Genomic DNA, 15,324 nt, shown 5'->3' with positions numbered 1-15,324 from the left:
GTAATGGCCTGGGGTCGCAGATGCTTGCCGCTGCCGAAGAGGAAGCACGCCGGCGCGGCTGCCGTTCCGCCGTGCTCTACACCATCAGCTTCCAGGCGCCGGACTTCTATGTGAAGCATGGCTGGACCGTATTCGGCCAGGTCCCGTGCGATCCGCCGGGGACCAGTCGCGTGTTCCTCAGCAAGGATCTCCGCGCGGCGTGAATGGCAGGCGTCGGCCGGTCGCCACGCCAATCCGCAACATGTTGTAGAGCGTCCGTCATAGCGGATTGCTAACGTCGTGGGCACGAATTTGCGACACACTGGCTACGACCATTCCAGCCAGAACAGATACGGAGACGGCCGGTGACCGAAGCAATGCAACAGCGCAGCCTGCGTCAGCTGGTTGGCCCGGTAGGGGCCGATTACCAGCGGCGGGCACTGCCGCCCGGCTGGGTCTGGGCGGTGCTGGCGGTGTTGTTGGCTGCAACCTGGGTAACCGAGTTGCCGGCCACGGCTGCAGCCGCGCTGATCGCCAGTGCGGTGGTGGTGCATTGGCCTCGGCGTGGCCGCTTCCATTGGCTGGGCTGGCGGCTGCCGGCCCTGGCGGTACTGGCCGCACTCCTGTGGGGTCCGGATGTGCTGTCACAGTGGTTCGAGCATGGCCTGGCCCTGACCCTCATGTCGCTGGCCAGCCTGAGCATTGGCGTGCACGTGTGGCAGTCGCGGCAACTGGCGCGGCAGCTGCAGGCCTCCGCCGACGCGCTGGACGACGCCCAGTTGCTGGCCCTGCTGCCCGTCGATGCGGCGCGGCTGGCACAGCAGTGGCGTGCCGGTGATGATCGCCATGCTCCTGAGCTGTCGGTGGTGATGCACCTGGCAGTGATGCACGCGGCGCTGTCACCGCGTCTGCGCGGGCAGGGCATGCTGGCGGGTTGAGTCGTTGCCCGAAACGGTGGGCGACGCCCCGCGCTTGGGCAGTCTGGCGCAGTCCTTCGAAAGCCGACGGAGGGGCCGTGGGCTAAAGGCCTGGCAGCACCTTGCGCAGATAGATCCGCTCGTGGCCCGGCGGGCAATCGGGGAGCCGCCCGAACACTTCATAGCCCTGTCGCAGGTAGAAGTGTTCGGCCTGCCAGTCGAAGGTGTCGAGCATCACCCCGCACGCACCAGCGTCACGGGCCTGGGTCTCGGCATCCGCCAACAGGCGCTGGCCGATGCCACGCCCGCGAAGTTCCGGGTCGACCCACAGGACATGCACCTGCAGCCAGCCTGCGCAGACATCGGCAAGCAGTCCGCCCCGCAGTTCACCTTGTTCATCGCGCCAGGCCAGCCGGACCGGCACGTCTTCGAAGTCGAAACCGCTGCTGGCGCGGTTGAACGCAGACAACCGCGCGCACAGCTCGCGCGCGTCTTCAGCATTGGCCGCCGCAGGAGCGTCGGCGCGCTCCATCAGGCGTCGCGGTTGCCGCGACGCATTACCCGCTGCTTCTCGATCGCCCAGTCACGATCCTTGGCGGCATCGCGCTTGTCGTGGGTCTGCTTGCCCTTGGCCAGCGCCACTTCCAGCTTGATCTTGTTCTTGCTCCAGTACATGGCGGTGGGCACGATCGTGTAGCCATCACGCTCGACCTTGCCAACCAGCTTGTCGATCTCGCTCCGGTGCAGCAGCAGCTTGCGCTCGCGCCGGTCGTTGGCCACCACGTGGGTGGAGGCCTGGATCAGCGGGGTGATCTGCGCGCCGATCAGGAAGATCTCGCCGTCCTTCACATAGGCGTAGGCGTCGACGATGTTGCCGCGGCCAGCGCGGATCGACTTCACTTCCCAGCCCTGCAGGGCCAGGCCGGCTTCGAAGCGGTCTTCGATGTGGTACTCGTGACGGGCACGCTTGTTCAACGCGATGGTCTTGTTGGCCGTCGCGCTCTTTGCTTTATCCTTGCCGGTGTTCTTGCTCATTTCCGTATTGTCTCCGATTCGGGCCCGCCCGGTCGATTGCCGAAGCGTCCTGTATTCATGCCTACTATCCGCCGCAGTGCCCTGGTCGAACATTCGGCCGCGCGCATGTTCGATCTGGTCAACGACGTCCAGGCCTATCCGCGCCGCTTCCGCTGGTGCTCCGACGCCCGCATCCTCGAGCAGGGCGAAGACCGGCTGGTCGCTCGCCTGGACCTGGGCTTGGGTTCGTTCAGCACCTGGTTCCAGACCGAAAACACCCTGCAACGCCCGCACAGCATCGACATGCAGCTGCGCGAGGGGCCGTTCAAGCAACTGCACGGCCGCTGGGAATTCCACGCCCTGGCGGAAGATGCCTGCAAGGTCACCCTCACCCTGGACTTCGAGCCGAGTTCACGCCTGCTGGGTCCGGCGCTGGCCATCGGCTTCCAGGGATTGGCCGATCGCATGGTCAACGATTTCGTCCGCGTCGCCGACGAGGGCTGAACGATGATCGAGGTCGAGGTCGTGCTGGCCTGGCCACACCAGGTGCTGTCGCGCCGGCTGCAGCTGGAGGAGGGGGCGACCGTGGCTGATGCCGTGGCAGCGGCCCGGCTCGAAGGCAGTGCCGACTGTCCTGCCGCCGCCGTGCATGGCGTACTGGCGCAGCCGCATCAGGTGCTGCTGGATGGTGATCGTGTGGAGCTGCTGCGTGGCCTGCAGGCCGACCCGAAGGACAACCGCCGGCGACGCGCGCGCGGCGGTTGATCTCCAAGGCCCGTCCGGAGGACGGGCAGGGTGGCTCAGCGGCCGCCCTTCTTCTTCTTGTCCTTCGGCAGATTGCGGCCGAACTGGCGCACGGTCTGCTGGGCAAGGGCCTTGTCGTTGGCCGGGAAGTAATCGCCTTCCCAGCGGGTGACCACATCATTTTCGAAGTACACGACGAAATTCTTCACGTCGGTACGGCCCAGGCGGTTCACGCGCTCGGTCGAGGTGTAGTCCCAACGCTGGGCGTGGAACGGATCCGGCACCGACGGGGTGCCCAGCAGGGCAGTGACCTGCTGCTTGCTCTGCCCGACCTGCAGTTTGGCAACGGCATCTTCCCGGATCAGGTTGCCCTGGTAGATGGGTTGCTTGTAGATGATGCCGCACCCGGTGGTGGACAAGGCGACGGCGGCGACCAACAGGAGATTGCGCATCGGGACTGGCGGTTGGGGAAATCAATCCGATGATACACTCCCGGCGTGCCACCGCGACCCAATCCGAGGCAGCTGGCGCTAAATCGCCAATGAACGGAGACCTATGGAAACCCACGACCTGCGTAAAGTCGGCCTGAAGGTGACCCATCCGCGGATGCGGATCCTGGCGCTGCTCGAGCAGCGCAATGCCCAGCACCACATGACCGCCGAAGACATCTACCGCCAGCTGCTGGAGCATGGCGACGAGATCGGCCTGGCCACGGTGTACCGGGTGCTGACCCAGTTCGAGGCCGCCGGCCTCGTGCTCAAGCACAATTTCGAAGGCGGCCAGGCCGTCTACGAACTCGACCGCGGCGGCCACCACGACCACATGGTCGATGTGGACAGCGGCAAGATCATCGAGTTCGAAAGCACTGAGATCGAAGACCTGCAGCGCAAGATCGCTGCCGATCATGGCTACGAGCTGGAGGAACACTCGCTGGTGCTGTACGTGCGCAAGAAGCGCAAGTAAGCCGCGCAGCCAGTTGATTGCGACGAAACCCCGGGCATGCCCGGGGTTTTTGTTTGTCTGGCCTCAGCGTCGCGGTAGATCCACGCCATGCGTGGATGGCCCCATCAGGACGTCCAGATCCACCGCCTCGGCCATCGCCCGGTTCCCTGCATCGCCCGGGTGCAGGTGGTCGCCGGAGTCGTAGGCAGCCGCCATCCGTGAGGGATCGGCCGGATCGCGAAGGGCCGCGTCGAGGTCGATCACCGCGTCGAACGGGCTGTCCGTGCGCAGCCAGGCGTTGAGCCGCTGGCGCAGGGCGTCCTTGTCCGCGGCGTAGTAGTCGTCCAACGGGGTGCCGGGCAGGGCGCCGGCAAACGGGGTCAGGGTCGCGCCGAGGATGCGCAGGCCGCGGGCATGGGCGCGCTGGGCCAGGTCGCGGTAGCCGGCCTGCAGCTCGGCCAGGCTGGGCCGGGCCTGCGCGCGGGCAAAGGCCGTGCCCGGCCAGCTGATGTCGTTGATGCCGATCAGCACGATCACACTGGCGACACCGGGCTGGTCGAGCACGTCACGCTGGAAACGCTTGCGGGCCGATTCGCCCATGCCATCGTGCAGCAGGCGACCGCCGGATATGCCGGCATTGACCACCGCTACACCTTCTGGTGCCAGCCGCGCGGCGAGGTGATCGGTCCAGCGCTGGTCCTGGTCGAGGCTGGCGGTGGCGCCATCGGTGATTGAATCGCCGATCACCACCACGCTGCGCGCGATGGCCGGGGCCTCGATTTCGATAGCCGACAGGAGCAGGCGGGCCGTGGTGCTGCTGGCGTCCCGCAGCGCGGGCCGTTGATGCTGGTCGCCCGGCGCAATCCAACTGGTCTGCCGCCCTTCCCAATGGAAGGTCTGCAGCGGCGTGCGGTCGGGCAGGTAAACGCTGACCTGCACCGCCTGCCGATCAGCGGTGGGAAGGGGGAGCGGATCGCTCAGGCGGTCCTGCCCGGGCGCAATCACGACCCCGGGCTGGCCGTCGAAGCGCAGCGGCTGCGGCGTGTCCCCGGTATGGGCGGCGATGCTGGCAGCGCCGATCCGCAAAGGTTGGGTGCCGTAGGCATTGCTCAGGCGGATCCGCAGGCGGGACCCGCCCAGACTGATGCGAGCGCTCTGGCGAAAGGTCTGGTCCTGCAGTTGGCCGGGAATGAGGGTAGGAAACAGGAAATCGCTGCCCCACACCGGCTGCGGGCTGGCTTGCCAGCTGGCCACCCAGTGCGGGGCAGGTGACGCGGCGGCGGCGCCGGACAGGACAAGCAGGGCGGTGGCGGTCAGTTGGCTCAGGCGATTCATCGGGATGACCCGGTGGGAGGGACGACCATGGTGCGTCCAGGGTCATCTGTGACCTAGACTGCGCATGGACAATCATCTGTGAATCGAATTCATTGGCATGGCACGCACCGACATCAACCGATCCGGCGAACTGGAAGTGTTCGTACGGGTGATCGAAACCGGCGGCTTTTCCGCCRCCGCCCGCAGCCTGGAGATGACACCGTCGGCGGTCAGCAAGCTGGTTGCGCGGCTGGAACAACGGCTGGGCACGCGTCTGCTGCAGCGCTCCACCCGCCAGTTGCAGCTGACCCCGGAGGGCTGCGCGTTCTATGAGCGCGGCCTGCGGGTGCTGGCCGATCTGGAAGAGGCCGAACGCTGTGCCAGCGCCCACGCCGAGCCGCGCGGGCGGCTGCGGGTCAATGCCAACGTGCCGTTCGGCCAGCATTTCCTGCTGCCGCTGCTGCCGGAATTCCTGCAGCGCCATCCGCAGGTCGGTGTGGACCTGACCCTGACCGACGAGGTGATCGATCTGCTGGAGCAGCGCACGGACGTGGCGGTGCGGGCCGGTCCGTTGAAGAGTTCCAGCCTGGTCGCGCGCCGGCTGGGTGCAACGCGGATGATGATCGTGGCGGCACCGGCCTATGCGGCACGACACGGACTGCCGGCCAATGCCGATGCGCTGCTGGCGCACAACCGGTTGGATATCGGCCATGCACGGTCGGTGCAGGGCTGGCCGCTGCTTCAGGATGGCCAGCAGCAGCGGGTGCTTCCGAGCGGGAATGCGCGCGCCAGCAATGGCGACGCGCTGCGTCAGCTGGTGCTGGGTGGGCTGGGCCTGGCCCGGCTGGCGGCGTTCCAGGTGCAGGCCGATATTGCGGCAGGCCGGTTGCTGCCGGTGCTGGAGGACGCCAACCCGGGCGACCTGGAAGAGGTGCACGCGGTGTTCCTGGGCCAGGGGGGCTACCTGCCGCTGCGGGTGCGCGCGTTCCTTGATTTCCTGGTGGAGAACGTCGATCTGACGCAGCCGCGGGGGTAGTGCCGGCCGCTGGCCGGCAGCGTCATGACCTTCGTCCGCGTGCGTCGGGTTGCCGGCCAGCGGCCGGCACTACCAGGTCCTCGTCCACGTGCGTTGGGTTGCCGGCCAGCGGCCGGCACTACCAGGCGTCAGGCCTGCAGTAGATCCACGCCATGCGTGGATGAATGCCCCCGATTCACGCGCGCCAACAGGCGTGCAGGGACCTACACCTGCAGCAGCTTGCGCGCGGCGGCGCGGGCTTCCTTGCTCACTTCCACTCCACCCAGCATGCGCGCCAGCTCTTCCTCGCGGGCCTTTGCGTCGAGCTTCTCCACTGCGCTCTGGGTCATGCCTTCCACCGGTGCCTTGCTGACCCGGTAATGGGCGTGGCCCTTGGAGGCGACCTGCGGCAGATGGGTAACGCACAGCACCTGGCGCTTTTCGCCGAGGGCGCGCAGCTTCTGGCCGACGATATCGGCCACCGCGCCACCGATGCCGGAGTCGACTTCGTCGAACACCATGGTCGGCACTGCATCCAGGTCGAGCGCGGCCACTTCGATGGCCAGCGAAATACGTGACAGCTCGCCACCGGAAGCGACCTTGCGCAGCGCACGCGGTGGCTGGCCGGCATTGGCAGCCACCAGGAACTCGACGCGCTCGGCGCCCTGCGGGTCCGGCTTGCCGTTGTCCTGCGGCTCCAGCTCGATCAGGAACTGGCCGCCGCCCATGCCCAGCTCGGCAATGATGCCGGTGGTGGTGGCCGACAGCTCGGCAGCAGCGGTGCGACGGCTGGTGGTCAGTGCTGCAGCCTCGACACGCCAGGCCGCTGCGGCCTTCTCAATTTCGCCGGCCAGACGCTGCAGGCGCTCGTCGGCGCCGCGCAGCTGTTCCACTTCGGCGTGCATGCGCTCACGCTGCGCACCCAGCTCATCCATCGGCACGCGGTGCTTGCGGGCCAGGTCGTGCAGGCGGCCGAGGCGGCGCTCGTTCTCCTCGAACTGGTCCGGATCGGCGTCCAGGTCGTCATGCACCCGGTCGAGCAGGGCCAGCGCCTCGTGCAGCTGGATGGAGGCGCTGTCGATCAGGGCATCGACGTCGCCCAGGCGCGGGTCATGTTCGGCCACCCTGGCCAGTTCATGCCGCACCTGCTGCAGCAGGTCCAGCGCCGAGTGGCCTTCGTCGCCGTTGAGCTGGTCCGAAGCTGCCTGGCAGGCGGCCAACAGGGCGCTGGCATGCGCCTGACGGCGATGGCTGGCGCCGAGCGCGGTGATCGACTCCGGCTCCAGATCCTCACGGTCCAGTTCACGCAGCTGATGTTCGAGGAAGCCGATGCGGTCACTCACGTCGCCCTGTTGCGACAATGCGAGGGATTCATCGACCAGCGCCTGCCAGGTGGCGGCAGCGCGGCGCACCTGGCGGCGTTCGCTTTCGTTGCGGGCATAGGCGTCCAGCAGGGCCAGCTGCGACGGGCGCGTCAGCAGGGCCTGCTGCTCATGCTGGCCATGGATTTCCACCAGCAGGCCGGCGAGGTCGGCCAGCTGCGCCAGGGTGACCGGGCGGCCGTTGATCCACGAGCGCGAGCCGCCGTCGGCGCGGATCACGCGGCGCAGCTGGCATTGGTCTTCATCGTCCAGCTCATTGCTGGCCAGCCACTGGCGGGCGGCCTGCAGCTGGTCCAGCGCGAATTCGGCCGACAGTTCGGCCCGGGCCGCGCCATGGCGGACCACGCCGCTGTCGGCGCGCAGGCCGGACAGGAAGCCCAGGGCGTCGACCATCAGCGATTTGCCCGCGCCGGTCTCGCCTGAAACCACGGTCATGCCCGGCCCGAACTCCAGTTCGGTGGCGCGGACGACGGCGAAATCCTTGATTGAAAGATGTCTGAGCATGGGTAAGGGGGTGTCTGCAGCCGCGCAACGCTAGCACGCGCGGCGGGGTCGTCCAATGACTTGCCAAGGGGATGCGTCGCCATTATCTAATGTCCCTGTCTCACAGGTTGATTTCATGCACGGTTCTCCCGACCAACTTGCCCCGCGCGCGCGGCACCTGCTGCGCACGCTGATCGCGCGCTACATCCAGGATGGCGAGCCCGTGGGTTCGCAGACGCTGGCGCGCGTGGCCGGCCTGGAGGTCAGTCCGGCCACCATCCGCAACATCCTCGGTGACCTGGAAGACCTGGGCCTGCTGGCCTCGCCGCATACGTCGGCGGGCCGGATTCCGACCGCGCATGGCTACCGGGTGTTCGTCGACAGCCTGTTGCAGATGCAGCCGCCGGGCGAAGGGGAGCTGGCCCGACTGCGTCAGGAGCTGGCCGGAGGCGGCAGTACCCAGGCGCTGCTCGGCAGTGCGTCGGAGCTGCTGTCGGCGATGAGCCACTTCGTTGGCGTGGTCAGCGCGCCGCGCCGCGAGCAGTTCGCCTTCCGCCAGATCGATTTCGTGGCGCTGGACGGGCGCCGGGTGCTGGCGATCCTGGTGTTTGCCGACAATGAAGTGCAGAACCGGGTGATCGAGACCCGCCAGGACTTCGCGCCGGGGCAGCTGGAGCAGGTGGCCAATTACCTCAATGCCCACTTTGCCGGGCTGCCCCTGGCCGAGATCCGTACCCGCCTGCTGCTGGAGCTGCGCGACGCCCGTTCCGAGCTGGAACAGGTGCTGGCGCACAGCGTCGAGCTGGCCGAGCAGGCCTTGCAGCCGCCGGCCGACGACATGCTGGTGGCCGGCCAGACGCGTCTGATGGGGGTGCAGGACCTGTCCGACCTGGAGCGCCTGCGCGAGCTGTTCGAGCTGTTTTCCAGCAAGCGCGAGATCCTGCAGCTGCTGGAGCGGACCATCCAGGCCCCCGGCGTGCGCATCTTCATCGGCGAGGAAACCGGCGTGGTACCCCTGCAGGGCGTCTCGCTGGTCACCGCGCCGTACACCGCCAACGGCCAGGTACTGGGCGTGCTGGGCGTGATCGGGCCGAAGCGGATGGCCTACGACCGCATGATTCCGCTGGTCCAGGCCACCGCCGATGTGCTCGGCGCGGCCTTTTCGCCGGGCGGGCGAACTCCGGGTGCATCGGACGCTTGAAACGCAGCATCCCGCCCACACTAGGGTGGGTGGAGGCGGAGAGTGACCGCCAGGGACCCAGACATGAATCAAGATCAGCCAGACATCGCCGCCCAGCAGGCCGCCGCCGACGCAGCTGCCGCCGAGGGCGTCAACGAACAGATCGAACAGCTCCGTGCCGAAGTGGAGCAGGTCAAGGCCGAAGCGCTGCGTGAGCGCGCCGACCTCGACAACCAGCGCAAGCGCGTGGCCCGCGACATCGAACAGGCGCGCAAGTTCGCCAACGAGAAGCTGCTGGGCGAACTGCTGCCGGTATTCGACAGCCTCGATGCCGGCCTAAAGGCCGCCGGCGACGATGCCCATCCGCTTCGCGAGGGCCTGGAGCTGACCTACAAGCAGCTGCTGAAGGTCGCTGGTGACAACGGCCTGGTGCTGCTGGACCCGACCGGGCAGCCGTTCAACCCGGAACACCACCAGGCGATCAGCCAGGTCGCTGCCCCCGGCGCCGCCCCGGGCAGCGTGGTGACCGTGTTCCAGAAGGGCTACCTGCTCAACGAGCGCCTGTTGCGGCCGGCGCTGGTGGTGGTTGCCGCCGATTGACCGCGGGCGCCGGGCTTGGCCTGACGCGGGTTTTCCCGCCGCGACCGGGGCATCGGCACGACCGACGCTGAACGTGTTGGGCGAACGGAAACACAGCGTTCGGGGGATGGCTTGAATGTTCCACGAGCCTCCCCCACATCCCATTCATCCACCGGCCGAACGGCCGGACTGACAAAAACAACATCCTTCAAGGAGTCTCCCCCATGGGCAAGATCATTGGTATCGACCTCGGCACCACCAACTCGTGCGTGGCGATCATGGACGGCGGCAAGGCCCGCGTCATCGAAAATTCGGAAGGCGATCGCACCACCCCGTCGATCGTCGCCTACACCAAGGACGGCGAAGTCCTGGTCGGTGCCTCGGCCAAGCGCCAGGCCGTSACCAACCCGAAGAACACCTTCTACGCSGTSAAGCGCCTGATCGGCCGCAAGTTCACCGACGCYGAAGTSCAGAAGGACATCGCGCACGTSCCKTACRGCATCCTGGCCCATGACAATGGTGATGCCTGGGTGGCCACCAGCGATGCCAAGAAGATGGCACCGCAGGAAATCTCGGCCAAGGTGCTGGAGAAGATGAAGAAGACCGCCGAGGACTTCCTCGGTGAGAAGGTCACCGAAGCGGTCATCACCGTGCCGGCCTACTTCAACGACAGCCAGCGCCAGGCAACCAAGGACGCTGGCCGCATCGCSGGCCTGGACGTCAAGCGCATCATCAACGAGCCGACCGCGGCCGCGCTGGCCTATGGCCTGGACAAGGGCGACAACAAGGATCGCAAGATCGTTGTCTACGACCTGGGCGGCGGCACCTTCGACGTCTCGGTGATCGAGATCGCCAATGTCGACGGCGAGAAGCAGTTCGAAGTGCTGGCCACCAACGGCGACACCTTCCTGGGTGGCGAAGACTTCGACAACCGCGTCATCGAGTACCTGGTTGAAGAGTTCAACAAGGACCAGGGCATCGACCTGCGCAAGGATCCGCTGGCCCTGCAGCGCCTGAAGGATGCTGCCGAGCGTGCCAAGATCGAACTGTCCAGCGCCCAGCAGACCGAAGTGAACCTGCCGTACGTCACCGCTGACGCGTCGGGTCCGAAGCACCTGAACATCAAGCTGACCCGCGCCAAGCTGGAATCGCTGGTGGAAGAGCTGATCAGGAAGTCGATCGAGCCGTGCCGCGTTGCGTTGAATGACGCCGGCCTGCGTTCGAGCGACATCAGCGAAGTGATCCTGGTCGGCGGCCAGACCCGCATGCCGAAGGTGCAGCAGGCTGTCACCGAGTTCTTCGGCAAGGARCCGCGCAAGGACGTCAACCCGGACGARGCCGTGGCACTGGGTGCTGCGATCCAGGGCGGCGTGCTGGGCGGCGACGTCAAGGATGTGCTGCTGCTGGACGTGACCCCGCTGTCGCTGGGCATCGAAACCATGGGCGGTGTGTTCACCAAGATCATCGAAAAGAACACCACCATCCCGACCAAGGCCTCGCAGGTGTTCTCCACCGCCGAGGACAACCAGTCGGCCGTGACCGTGCACGTGCTGCAGGGTGAGCGCGAACAGGCCCGCTTCAACAAGTCGCTGGCCAAGTTCGACCTGTCCGGCATCGAGCCGGCCCCGCGCGGCCTGCCGCAGGTGGAAGTGTCCTTCGACATCGACGCCAACGGCATCCTGCACGTGTCGGCCAAGGACAAGAAGACCAACAAGGAACAGAAGGTCGAGATCAAGGCCGGTTCGGGTCTGTCCGAGGAAGAGATCGCACGCATGGTCGCCGACGCGGAAGCCAACCGCGAAGAAGACAAGAAGTTCCAGGAGCTGGTGCAGGCCCGCAACCAGGCCGATGCCCTGATCCACGGCACCCGCAGCGCGATCACCGAGCACGGCAGCAAGGTTGGTGGCGAAGTGATCGGCAAGGTGGAAGCGGCCCTGGCCGATCTGGAAACCGCGATGAAGGGTGACGACAAGGCGCAGATCGAAGCCAAGTCGAAGGTGCTGGAAGAAGCTGGCCAGTCGCTGTTCGCTGCGGCTTCGGCCGACCAGGGCGGTGCCGCCCCGGGTGCCGACGCCGGCAATGCGGGCAAGGCGCAGGATGACGTGGTGGACGCCGAGTTCACCGAAGTCAAGGACGACAAGAAGTCCTGATCCGGACCGACACGGGACGCTGGTTGCCAGCGTCCCGTTGTCGTACCAGGGTCCTGACCGCCCTCTGGCGTGTCGGGGYGCCCGACGCAAGAGCGGACCTGGTTCCGCTCTTCCGCTTTGACGAATCCCGACTTTCCGGAATGCGATCCACGATATGAGCAAGCGCGATTACTACGAAGTGCTGGGCGTTGCCCGCACCGCCACCGACGAAGAACTGAAGAAGTCCTACCGCCGTTGCGCGATGAAGTTCCACCCGGACCGCAACCCGGGCGATGCGGCGGCCRAAGCCTCCTTCAAGGAGTGCAAGGAAGCCTACGAAGTCCTGTCCGACGGCAACAAGCGCCGCATGTACGACAGCCATGGCCATGCCGCGTTCGAACACGGCATGGGCGGTGGTGGCGGTGGTCCGGGCGGCCCGGACATGAACGATATTTTCGGCGACATCTTCGGCAACATCTTTGGTGGTGCCGGCGGTGGTGGCCCGCGCCAGGCGCGTCGCGGCGCCGACATCGGTTACGTGATGGAGCTGGACCTGGAAGAAGCGGTGCGTGGCGTCGAGCGCCGCATCGAGATTCCGACCCTGGCCGAATGCGGCGACTGCGATGGCAGCGGCTCGGAAGACGGCAAGGTCGAGACCTGCAACGTCTGCCATGGTCGTGGCCAGGTGCGCATCCAGCGCGGCATCTTCGCCATGCAGCAGGCCTGCCACAACTGTGGTGGCCGTGGCCAGATCATCGCCAAGCCCTGCAAGACCTGCCACGGCAACGGCCGTGTCGAAGAAGACAAGGTGCTGTCGGTGAAGGTGCCGGCGGGCGTGGATACCGGCGACCGCATCCGCCTGGCGGGTGAGGGCGAGGCCGGCCCTGCGGGGACGCCACCGGGCGATCTGTACGTGGAAGTGCGCGTGCGCGAGCACCACATCTTCCAGCGCGACGGTGACGACCTGCACTGCGAAGTGCCGATCCGCATTTCGCAGGCCGCACTGGGCGATACCGTGCGCGTGGCCACCCTCGGTGGCGAAGCGGAAATCCGTATCCCGGCCGAGACCCAGACCGGCAAGCTGTTCCGCCTGCGCGGCAAGGGCGTGCGTTCGGTGCGCAGCCGCAGCGAGGGTGACCTGTACTGCCGCGTGGTAGTGGAGACGCCGGTCAACCTCACCAGCGACCAGCGCAAGCTGCTGGAGCAGTTTGAAGCCACCTTCAACGGCGAGGATGCGCGCAAGCATTCGCCGAAGTCGGCGACCTTCATCGACGGCGTCAAGGGCTTCTGGGATCGGATGACGTCCTGATCCCTTGAGGGAAATGTTGAACGACAGCGCCGGGCCATGCCCGGCGTTTTCGTTTCCGGCGCAGCAGATCCGCGCCATGTGTGGACGCGGTGCAACGGATCAACGGAAAAATGCCGCCGGCGTCTGCCCCAGCTGCCGCTTGAACATGCTGGTGAACGCACTGGGGCTGTCATAGCCCATCGCCAGCGCAACATCGATCACCTTCTCGCCGCGGGCCAGCCGTTCCATCGCGGCCAGCAGGCGCGCCTGCTGCCGCCACTGGCCGAAGGTCATGCCCAGTTCGCTGGCGAAGTGGCGCTGGATGGTTTTCACGTCGATCGCCAACGCCTGCGCCCAGTCCTGCAGGGTCGCCTCGTCGCCGGGATGTTTCTGGATGTGCTGGCAGATCCTGTGCAGGCGCGGGTCGACGGGCTCGGGCAGGTGCAACGGCAGTACGTCCATGCGGCGCAGTTCGTCGAGCATCAGCCGCACCACGCGGCCATCGCGGCTGTCTTCTTCATGCGGCCCGTCGATCAGGATGGCTGCCTGCAGCAGTTCGCGCAGCAGGGGGGCCACCTGCACGGCGAAGGGCTCGGCGGGCAGCTGCGGGGCGAATGACGGTTCGATATACAGGCTGCGCATGTGCACCTCGGCGATGCAGTCCACCGCATGCGCCATGCCCGCCGGCATCCAGATGGCGCGGGTGGAGGGCACCACCCAGCGGCCGACCTCCGAGCGCACCACCATCAGCCCGGACATGGAATAGACCAGCTGGTGCCGCCGGTGCTTGTGCGCCGCGATGTGGGTGCCGGCGCGGTAGTCGCGTGCGCGGCAGGTGACCGGGCGATGCACCGGCACCTCGTTCCACGGCGCGGTTTCGCGGATGGGGCAGAGGGTGTCCTTTTTGCGATAGGCCATGACCAGAACGCGGCAGAAGGGAGCGGATGCCCACCGTAGCATGCACAGCTCGCCCCCATCCTGACCGTGCGCAATGTCGACTCTGGCTTCTCCCGCCGTATCCGCCCGCCCCGTATCGCCCGGAGTGCTGGCGGCAATCTCCAGCTCGCACATGGTCAACGACATGATGCAGTCGCTGATCCTGGCCATCTATCCGGTGATCAAGGGCGGCTTCAATCTCAGCTTCACCCAGATCGGCCTGATCACGCTGACCTACCAGCTCACCGCCTCGATCTTCCAGCCGCTGGTCGGCCTTGCCACCGACCGCCGGCCGGCCCCGTACTCACTGCCGATCGGCATGGCCTCGACCTTGTGCGGCATGCTGCTGCTCGGCTTTGCGCCCAACTACGGGATGGTGCTGCTGGCCGCCGCGCTGGTCGGTATCGGTTCGGCCATCTTCCATCCGGAAGCCTCGCGCATCGCACGCCTCGCCTCCGGCGGCCGTCATGGCCTGGCGCAGTCGGTATTCCAGGTGGGAGGCAACTTCGGCACGGCGCTGGGGCCGCTGATCGCCGCAGCGGTGATCGTGCCCTATGGCCAGCATTCCGCATCGTGGTTTGCCGGTGCAGCGTTGATCGGCATTGCCCTGCTGACCTATGTCGGTCGCTGGTACTCGCTGCATCTGGGCGCGCCCCGGCCAGCAGCGCATGGTGTGACTGCCGCGCGCCATCTGCCGCGCACGATCGCCCGGGTGCTGGCCATCCTGCTGGTGCTGATCTTCAGCAAGTACTTCTACATGGCCAGCATCGGCAGCTACTTCACCTTCTACCTGATGCATCATTTCGGCATTCCGGTGGCGCAGGCGCAGCTGCATCTGTTCGCCTTCCTCGTGGCGTCCGCCGCGGGTGGATTCTTCGGCGGGCCGCTGGGCGATCGTATCGGTCGCAAGCCGATCATCTGGGCCTCGATCCTGGGCGTGGCACCGTTCGCGCTGATGCTGCCGCATGCCGACCTGCTGTGGACGACGGTGCTGGCGGTGCTGATCGGCTTCGTGCTGTCTTCGGCCTTCTCCGCGATCGTGGTCTATGCGCAGGAAATGATGCCGCACCGCATTGGCATGGTGTCCGGGTTGTTCTTTGGCTTTGCCTTCGGCATGGGCGGCCTCGGCGCAGCGGTGCTCGGTCTGCTGGCTGACAAAACCAGCATCGAATTCGTCTACCAGCTGACCGCGTTCCTGCCGTTGCTGGGCATCGTCGCGGCCTGGCTGCCGCCGTCCAGGCCTGCTGCGCACTGAGGGGTGTTCTTCGGCAGGGCTGCGCCCTGCACCTGCAGATGCCAGAGCAACGGCAACGGCAACGGCAAAAGCGTGCATTTCGTGGGATGGCGGGGTGGGTCCGGTTGCGGGGGACGCCGTGAATCCATCCCTGGAGGCTTGGCCGCGGCATCCATGCCGCGGACACC

17 protein-coding genes are annotated in these 15,324 nt (G+C 66.7%); 11 read left to right on the top strand and 6 right to left on the bottom strand.

The window, feature by feature from the left end; translation table 11 throughout:
- Both AC1DJN_RS14215 and AC1DJN_RS14210 read left to right on the top strand, forming a co-directional pair.
- Positions 1-203 (top strand): GNAT family N-acetyltransferase (locus tag AC1DJN_RS14215; RefSeq protein ID WP_478039350.1); only part of this gene is annotated, 203 nt, incomplete at its 5' end.
- A 141-nt stretch (positions 204-344) separates the two neighbouring features.
- On the top strand, positions 345-917 hold the full coding sequence (locus AC1DJN_RS14210; RefSeq protein WP_032977659.1) for a hypothetical protein: 573 nt from the start codon (positions 345-347) through the stop codon (positions 915-917).
- Positions 918-999: 82 nt separating this feature from the next.
- Here the strand turns inward: AC1DJN_RS14210 and AC1DJN_RS14205 are convergent, their stop codons facing one another.
- Together AC1DJN_RS14205 and smpB are read right to left on the bottom strand one after the other, a co-directional pair.
- Positions 1,000-1,428: a GNAT family N-acetyltransferase gene (locus tag AC1DJN_RS14205; RefSeq protein WP_032977656.1), complete on the bottom strand. Its 429-nt coding sequence runs from the start codon at positions 1,426-1,428 to the stop codon at positions 1,000-1,002.
- Complete coding sequence (smpB, locus tag AC1DJN_RS14200; protein ID WP_025878861.1) at positions 1,428-1,931, bottom strand: SsrA-binding protein SmpB; 504 nt, start codon at positions 1,929-1,931, stop codon at positions 1,428-1,430. The genes AC1DJN_RS14205 and smpB overlap by 1 nt, the downstream gene beginning before the upstream one ends.
- Positions 1,932-1,988: 57 nt before the next feature.
- On the opposite strand from smpB, the gene AC1DJN_RS14195 reads away from it, so the two are divergent.
- Together AC1DJN_RS14195 and AC1DJN_RS14190 are read left to right on the top strand one after the other, a co-directional pair.
- Entirely contained in the window at positions 1,989-2,414 is a 426-nt protein-coding gene (locus tag AC1DJN_RS14195) for a type II toxin-antitoxin system RatA family toxin (RefSeq protein WP_025878862.1), read from the top strand.
- Between the two features lie 3 nt (positions 2,415-2,417).
- A complete protein-coding gene (locus tag AC1DJN_RS14190) occupies positions 2,418-2,675 on the top strand; it encodes an RnfH family protein (protein WP_032977653.1) in 258 nt (85 codons plus the stop codon).
- Positions 2,676-2,710: 35 nt separating this feature from the next.
- Here AC1DJN_RS14190 and AC1DJN_RS14185 read toward each other — a convergent pair whose 3' ends face one another.
- Positions 2,711-3,106 (bottom strand): outer membrane protein assembly factor BamE, encoded by a 396-nt coding sequence (locus AC1DJN_RS14185; RefSeq protein ID WP_032977650.1) that lies wholly within the window; start codon positions 3,104-3,106, stop codon positions 2,711-2,713.
- A gap of 103 nt (positions 3,107-3,209) precedes the next feature.
- On the opposite strand from AC1DJN_RS14185, the gene fur reads away from it, so the two are divergent.
- Positions 3,210-3,617 (top strand): ferric iron uptake transcriptional regulator, encoded by a 408-nt coding sequence (fur, locus tag AC1DJN_RS14180; RefSeq protein WP_025878865.1) that lies wholly within the window; start codon positions 3,210-3,212, stop codon positions 3,615-3,617.
- 63 nt (positions 3,618-3,680) lie between these two features.
- On the opposite strand, the gene AC1DJN_RS14175 is transcribed toward fur, so the two are convergent.
- Positions 3,681-4,931 carry an SGNH/GDSL hydrolase family protein gene (locus AC1DJN_RS14175; protein ID WP_032977647.1) on the bottom strand — a complete coding sequence of 417 codons (1,251 nt, stop codon included), beginning with the start codon at positions 4,929-4,931 and terminating at the stop codon, positions 3,681-3,683.
- Between the two features lie 97 nt (positions 4,932-5,028).
- Here AC1DJN_RS14175 and AC1DJN_RS14170 point away from each other — a divergent pair, with 97 nt between their 5' ends.
- Positions 5,029-5,946: a LysR family transcriptional regulator gene (locus tag AC1DJN_RS14170; RefSeq protein ID WP_478039349.1), complete on the top strand. Its 918-nt coding sequence runs from the start codon at positions 5,029-5,031 to the stop codon at positions 5,944-5,946.
- 203 nt (positions 5,947-6,149) lie between these two features.
- Here the strand turns inward: AC1DJN_RS14170 and recN are convergent, their stop codons facing one another.
- Positions 6,150-7,811, bottom strand: coding sequence for a DNA repair protein RecN (gene recN / locus AC1DJN_RS14165; RefSeq protein ID WP_032977644.1), 1,662 nt, complete (start codon positions 7,809-7,811; stop codon positions 6,150-6,152).
- 115 nt (positions 7,812-7,926) lie between these two features.
- On the opposite strand from recN, the gene hrcA reads away from it, so the two are divergent.
- The 4 genes from hrcA to dnaJ all read left to right on the top strand — a co-directional run bounded on the left by hrcA (position 7,927) and on the right by dnaJ (position 12,987).
- Positions 7,927-8,991, top strand: coding sequence for a heat-inducible transcriptional repressor HrcA (hrcA, locus tag AC1DJN_RS14160; RefSeq protein WP_025878869.1), 1,065 nt, complete (start codon positions 7,927-7,929; stop codon positions 8,989-8,991).
- A gap of 63 nt (positions 8,992-9,054) precedes the next feature.
- Positions 9,055-9,570: a nucleotide exchange factor GrpE gene (grpE, locus tag AC1DJN_RS14155; protein WP_025878870.1), complete on the top strand. Its 516-nt coding sequence runs from the start codon at positions 9,055-9,057 to the stop codon at positions 9,568-9,570.
- 203 nt (positions 9,571-9,773) lie between these two features.
- Positions 9,774-11,699 (top strand): molecular chaperone DnaK, encoded by a 1,926-nt coding sequence (dnaK, locus tag AC1DJN_RS14150; protein ID WP_478039348.1) that lies wholly within the window; start codon positions 9,774-9,776, stop codon positions 11,697-11,699.
- Between the two features lie 154 nt (positions 11,700-11,853).
- Positions 11,854-12,987: a molecular chaperone DnaJ gene (gene dnaJ, locus AC1DJN_RS14145; RefSeq protein WP_478039347.1), complete on the top strand. Its 1,134-nt coding sequence runs from the start codon at positions 11,854-11,856 to the stop codon at positions 12,985-12,987.
- Positions 12,988-13,086: 99 nt separating this feature from the next.
- Here the strand turns inward: dnaJ and AC1DJN_RS14140 are convergent, their stop codons facing one another.
- Positions 13,087-13,884: an AraC family transcriptional regulator gene (locus AC1DJN_RS14140; protein ID WP_032977641.1), complete on the bottom strand. Its 798-nt coding sequence runs from the start codon at positions 13,882-13,884 to the stop codon at positions 13,087-13,089.
- 73 nt (positions 13,885-13,957) lie between these two features.
- On the opposite strand from AC1DJN_RS14140, the gene AC1DJN_RS14135 reads away from it, so the two are divergent.
- Positions 13,958-15,157, top strand: coding sequence for an MFS transporter (locus tag AC1DJN_RS14135; RefSeq protein ID WP_478013587.1), 1,200 nt, complete (start codon positions 13,958-13,960; stop codon positions 15,155-15,157).
- Positions 15,158-15,324 lie beyond the last annotated feature (167 nt).

The organism is Stenotrophomonas sp. 05L414_2, assembly GCF_056397905.1.
Note: the sequence above shows the minus strand (reverse complement) of the source record. Positions and strands in the feature narration are given on the sequence as shown.

What these genes read in the sequence shown, in the direction of transcription:
- AC1DJN_RS14195 (WP_025878862.1), top strand. Translation starts at nt 1,989, where the DNA reads ATGCCTACTATCCGCCGCAGTGCCCTGGTCGAACATTCGGCCGCGCGC.
- AC1DJN_RS14140 (WP_032977641.1), bottom strand. Translation starts at nt 13,884, where the DNA reads ATGGCCTATCGCAAAAAGGACACCCTCTGCCCCATCCGCGAAACCGCG.
- recN (WP_032977644.1), bottom strand. Translation starts at nt 7,811, where the DNA reads ATGCTCAGACATCTTTCAATCAAGGATTTCGCCGTCGTCCGCGCCACC.
- fur (WP_025878865.1), top strand. Translation starts at nt 3,210, where the DNA reads ATGGAAACCCACGACCTGCGTAAAGTCGGCCTGAAGGTGACCCATCCG.
- AC1DJN_RS14205 (WP_032977656.1), bottom strand. Translation starts at nt 1,428, where the DNA reads ATGGAGCGCGCCGACGCTCCTGCGGCGGCCAATGCTGAAGACGCGCGC.
- AC1DJN_RS14185 (WP_032977650.1), bottom strand. Translation starts at nt 3,106, where the DNA reads ATGCGCAATCTCCTGTTGGTCGCCGCCGTCGCCTTGTCCACCACCGGG.
- smpB (WP_025878861.1), bottom strand. Translation starts at nt 1,931, where the DNA reads ATGAGCAAGAACACCGGCAAGGATAAAGCAAAGAGCGCGACGGCCAAC.
- AC1DJN_RS14190 (WP_032977653.1), top strand. Translation starts at nt 2,418, where the DNA reads ATGATCGAGGTCGAGGTCGTGCTGGCCTGGCCACACCAGGTGCTGTCG.
- grpE (WP_025878870.1), top strand. Translation starts at nt 9,055, where the DNA reads ATGAATCAAGATCAGCCAGACATCGCCGCCCAGCAGGCCGCCGCCGAC.
- hrcA (WP_025878869.1), top strand. Translation starts at nt 7,927, where the DNA reads ATGCACGGTTCTCCCGACCAACTTGCCCCGCGCGCGCGGCACCTGCTG.
- AC1DJN_RS14175 (WP_032977647.1), bottom strand. Translation starts at nt 4,931, where the DNA reads ATGAATCGCCTGAGCCAACTGACCGCCACCGCCCTGCTTGTCCTGTCC.
- AC1DJN_RS14135 (WP_478013587.1), top strand. Translation starts at nt 13,958, where the DNA reads ATGTCGACTCTGGCTTCTCCCGCCGTATCCGCCCGCCCCGTATCGCCC.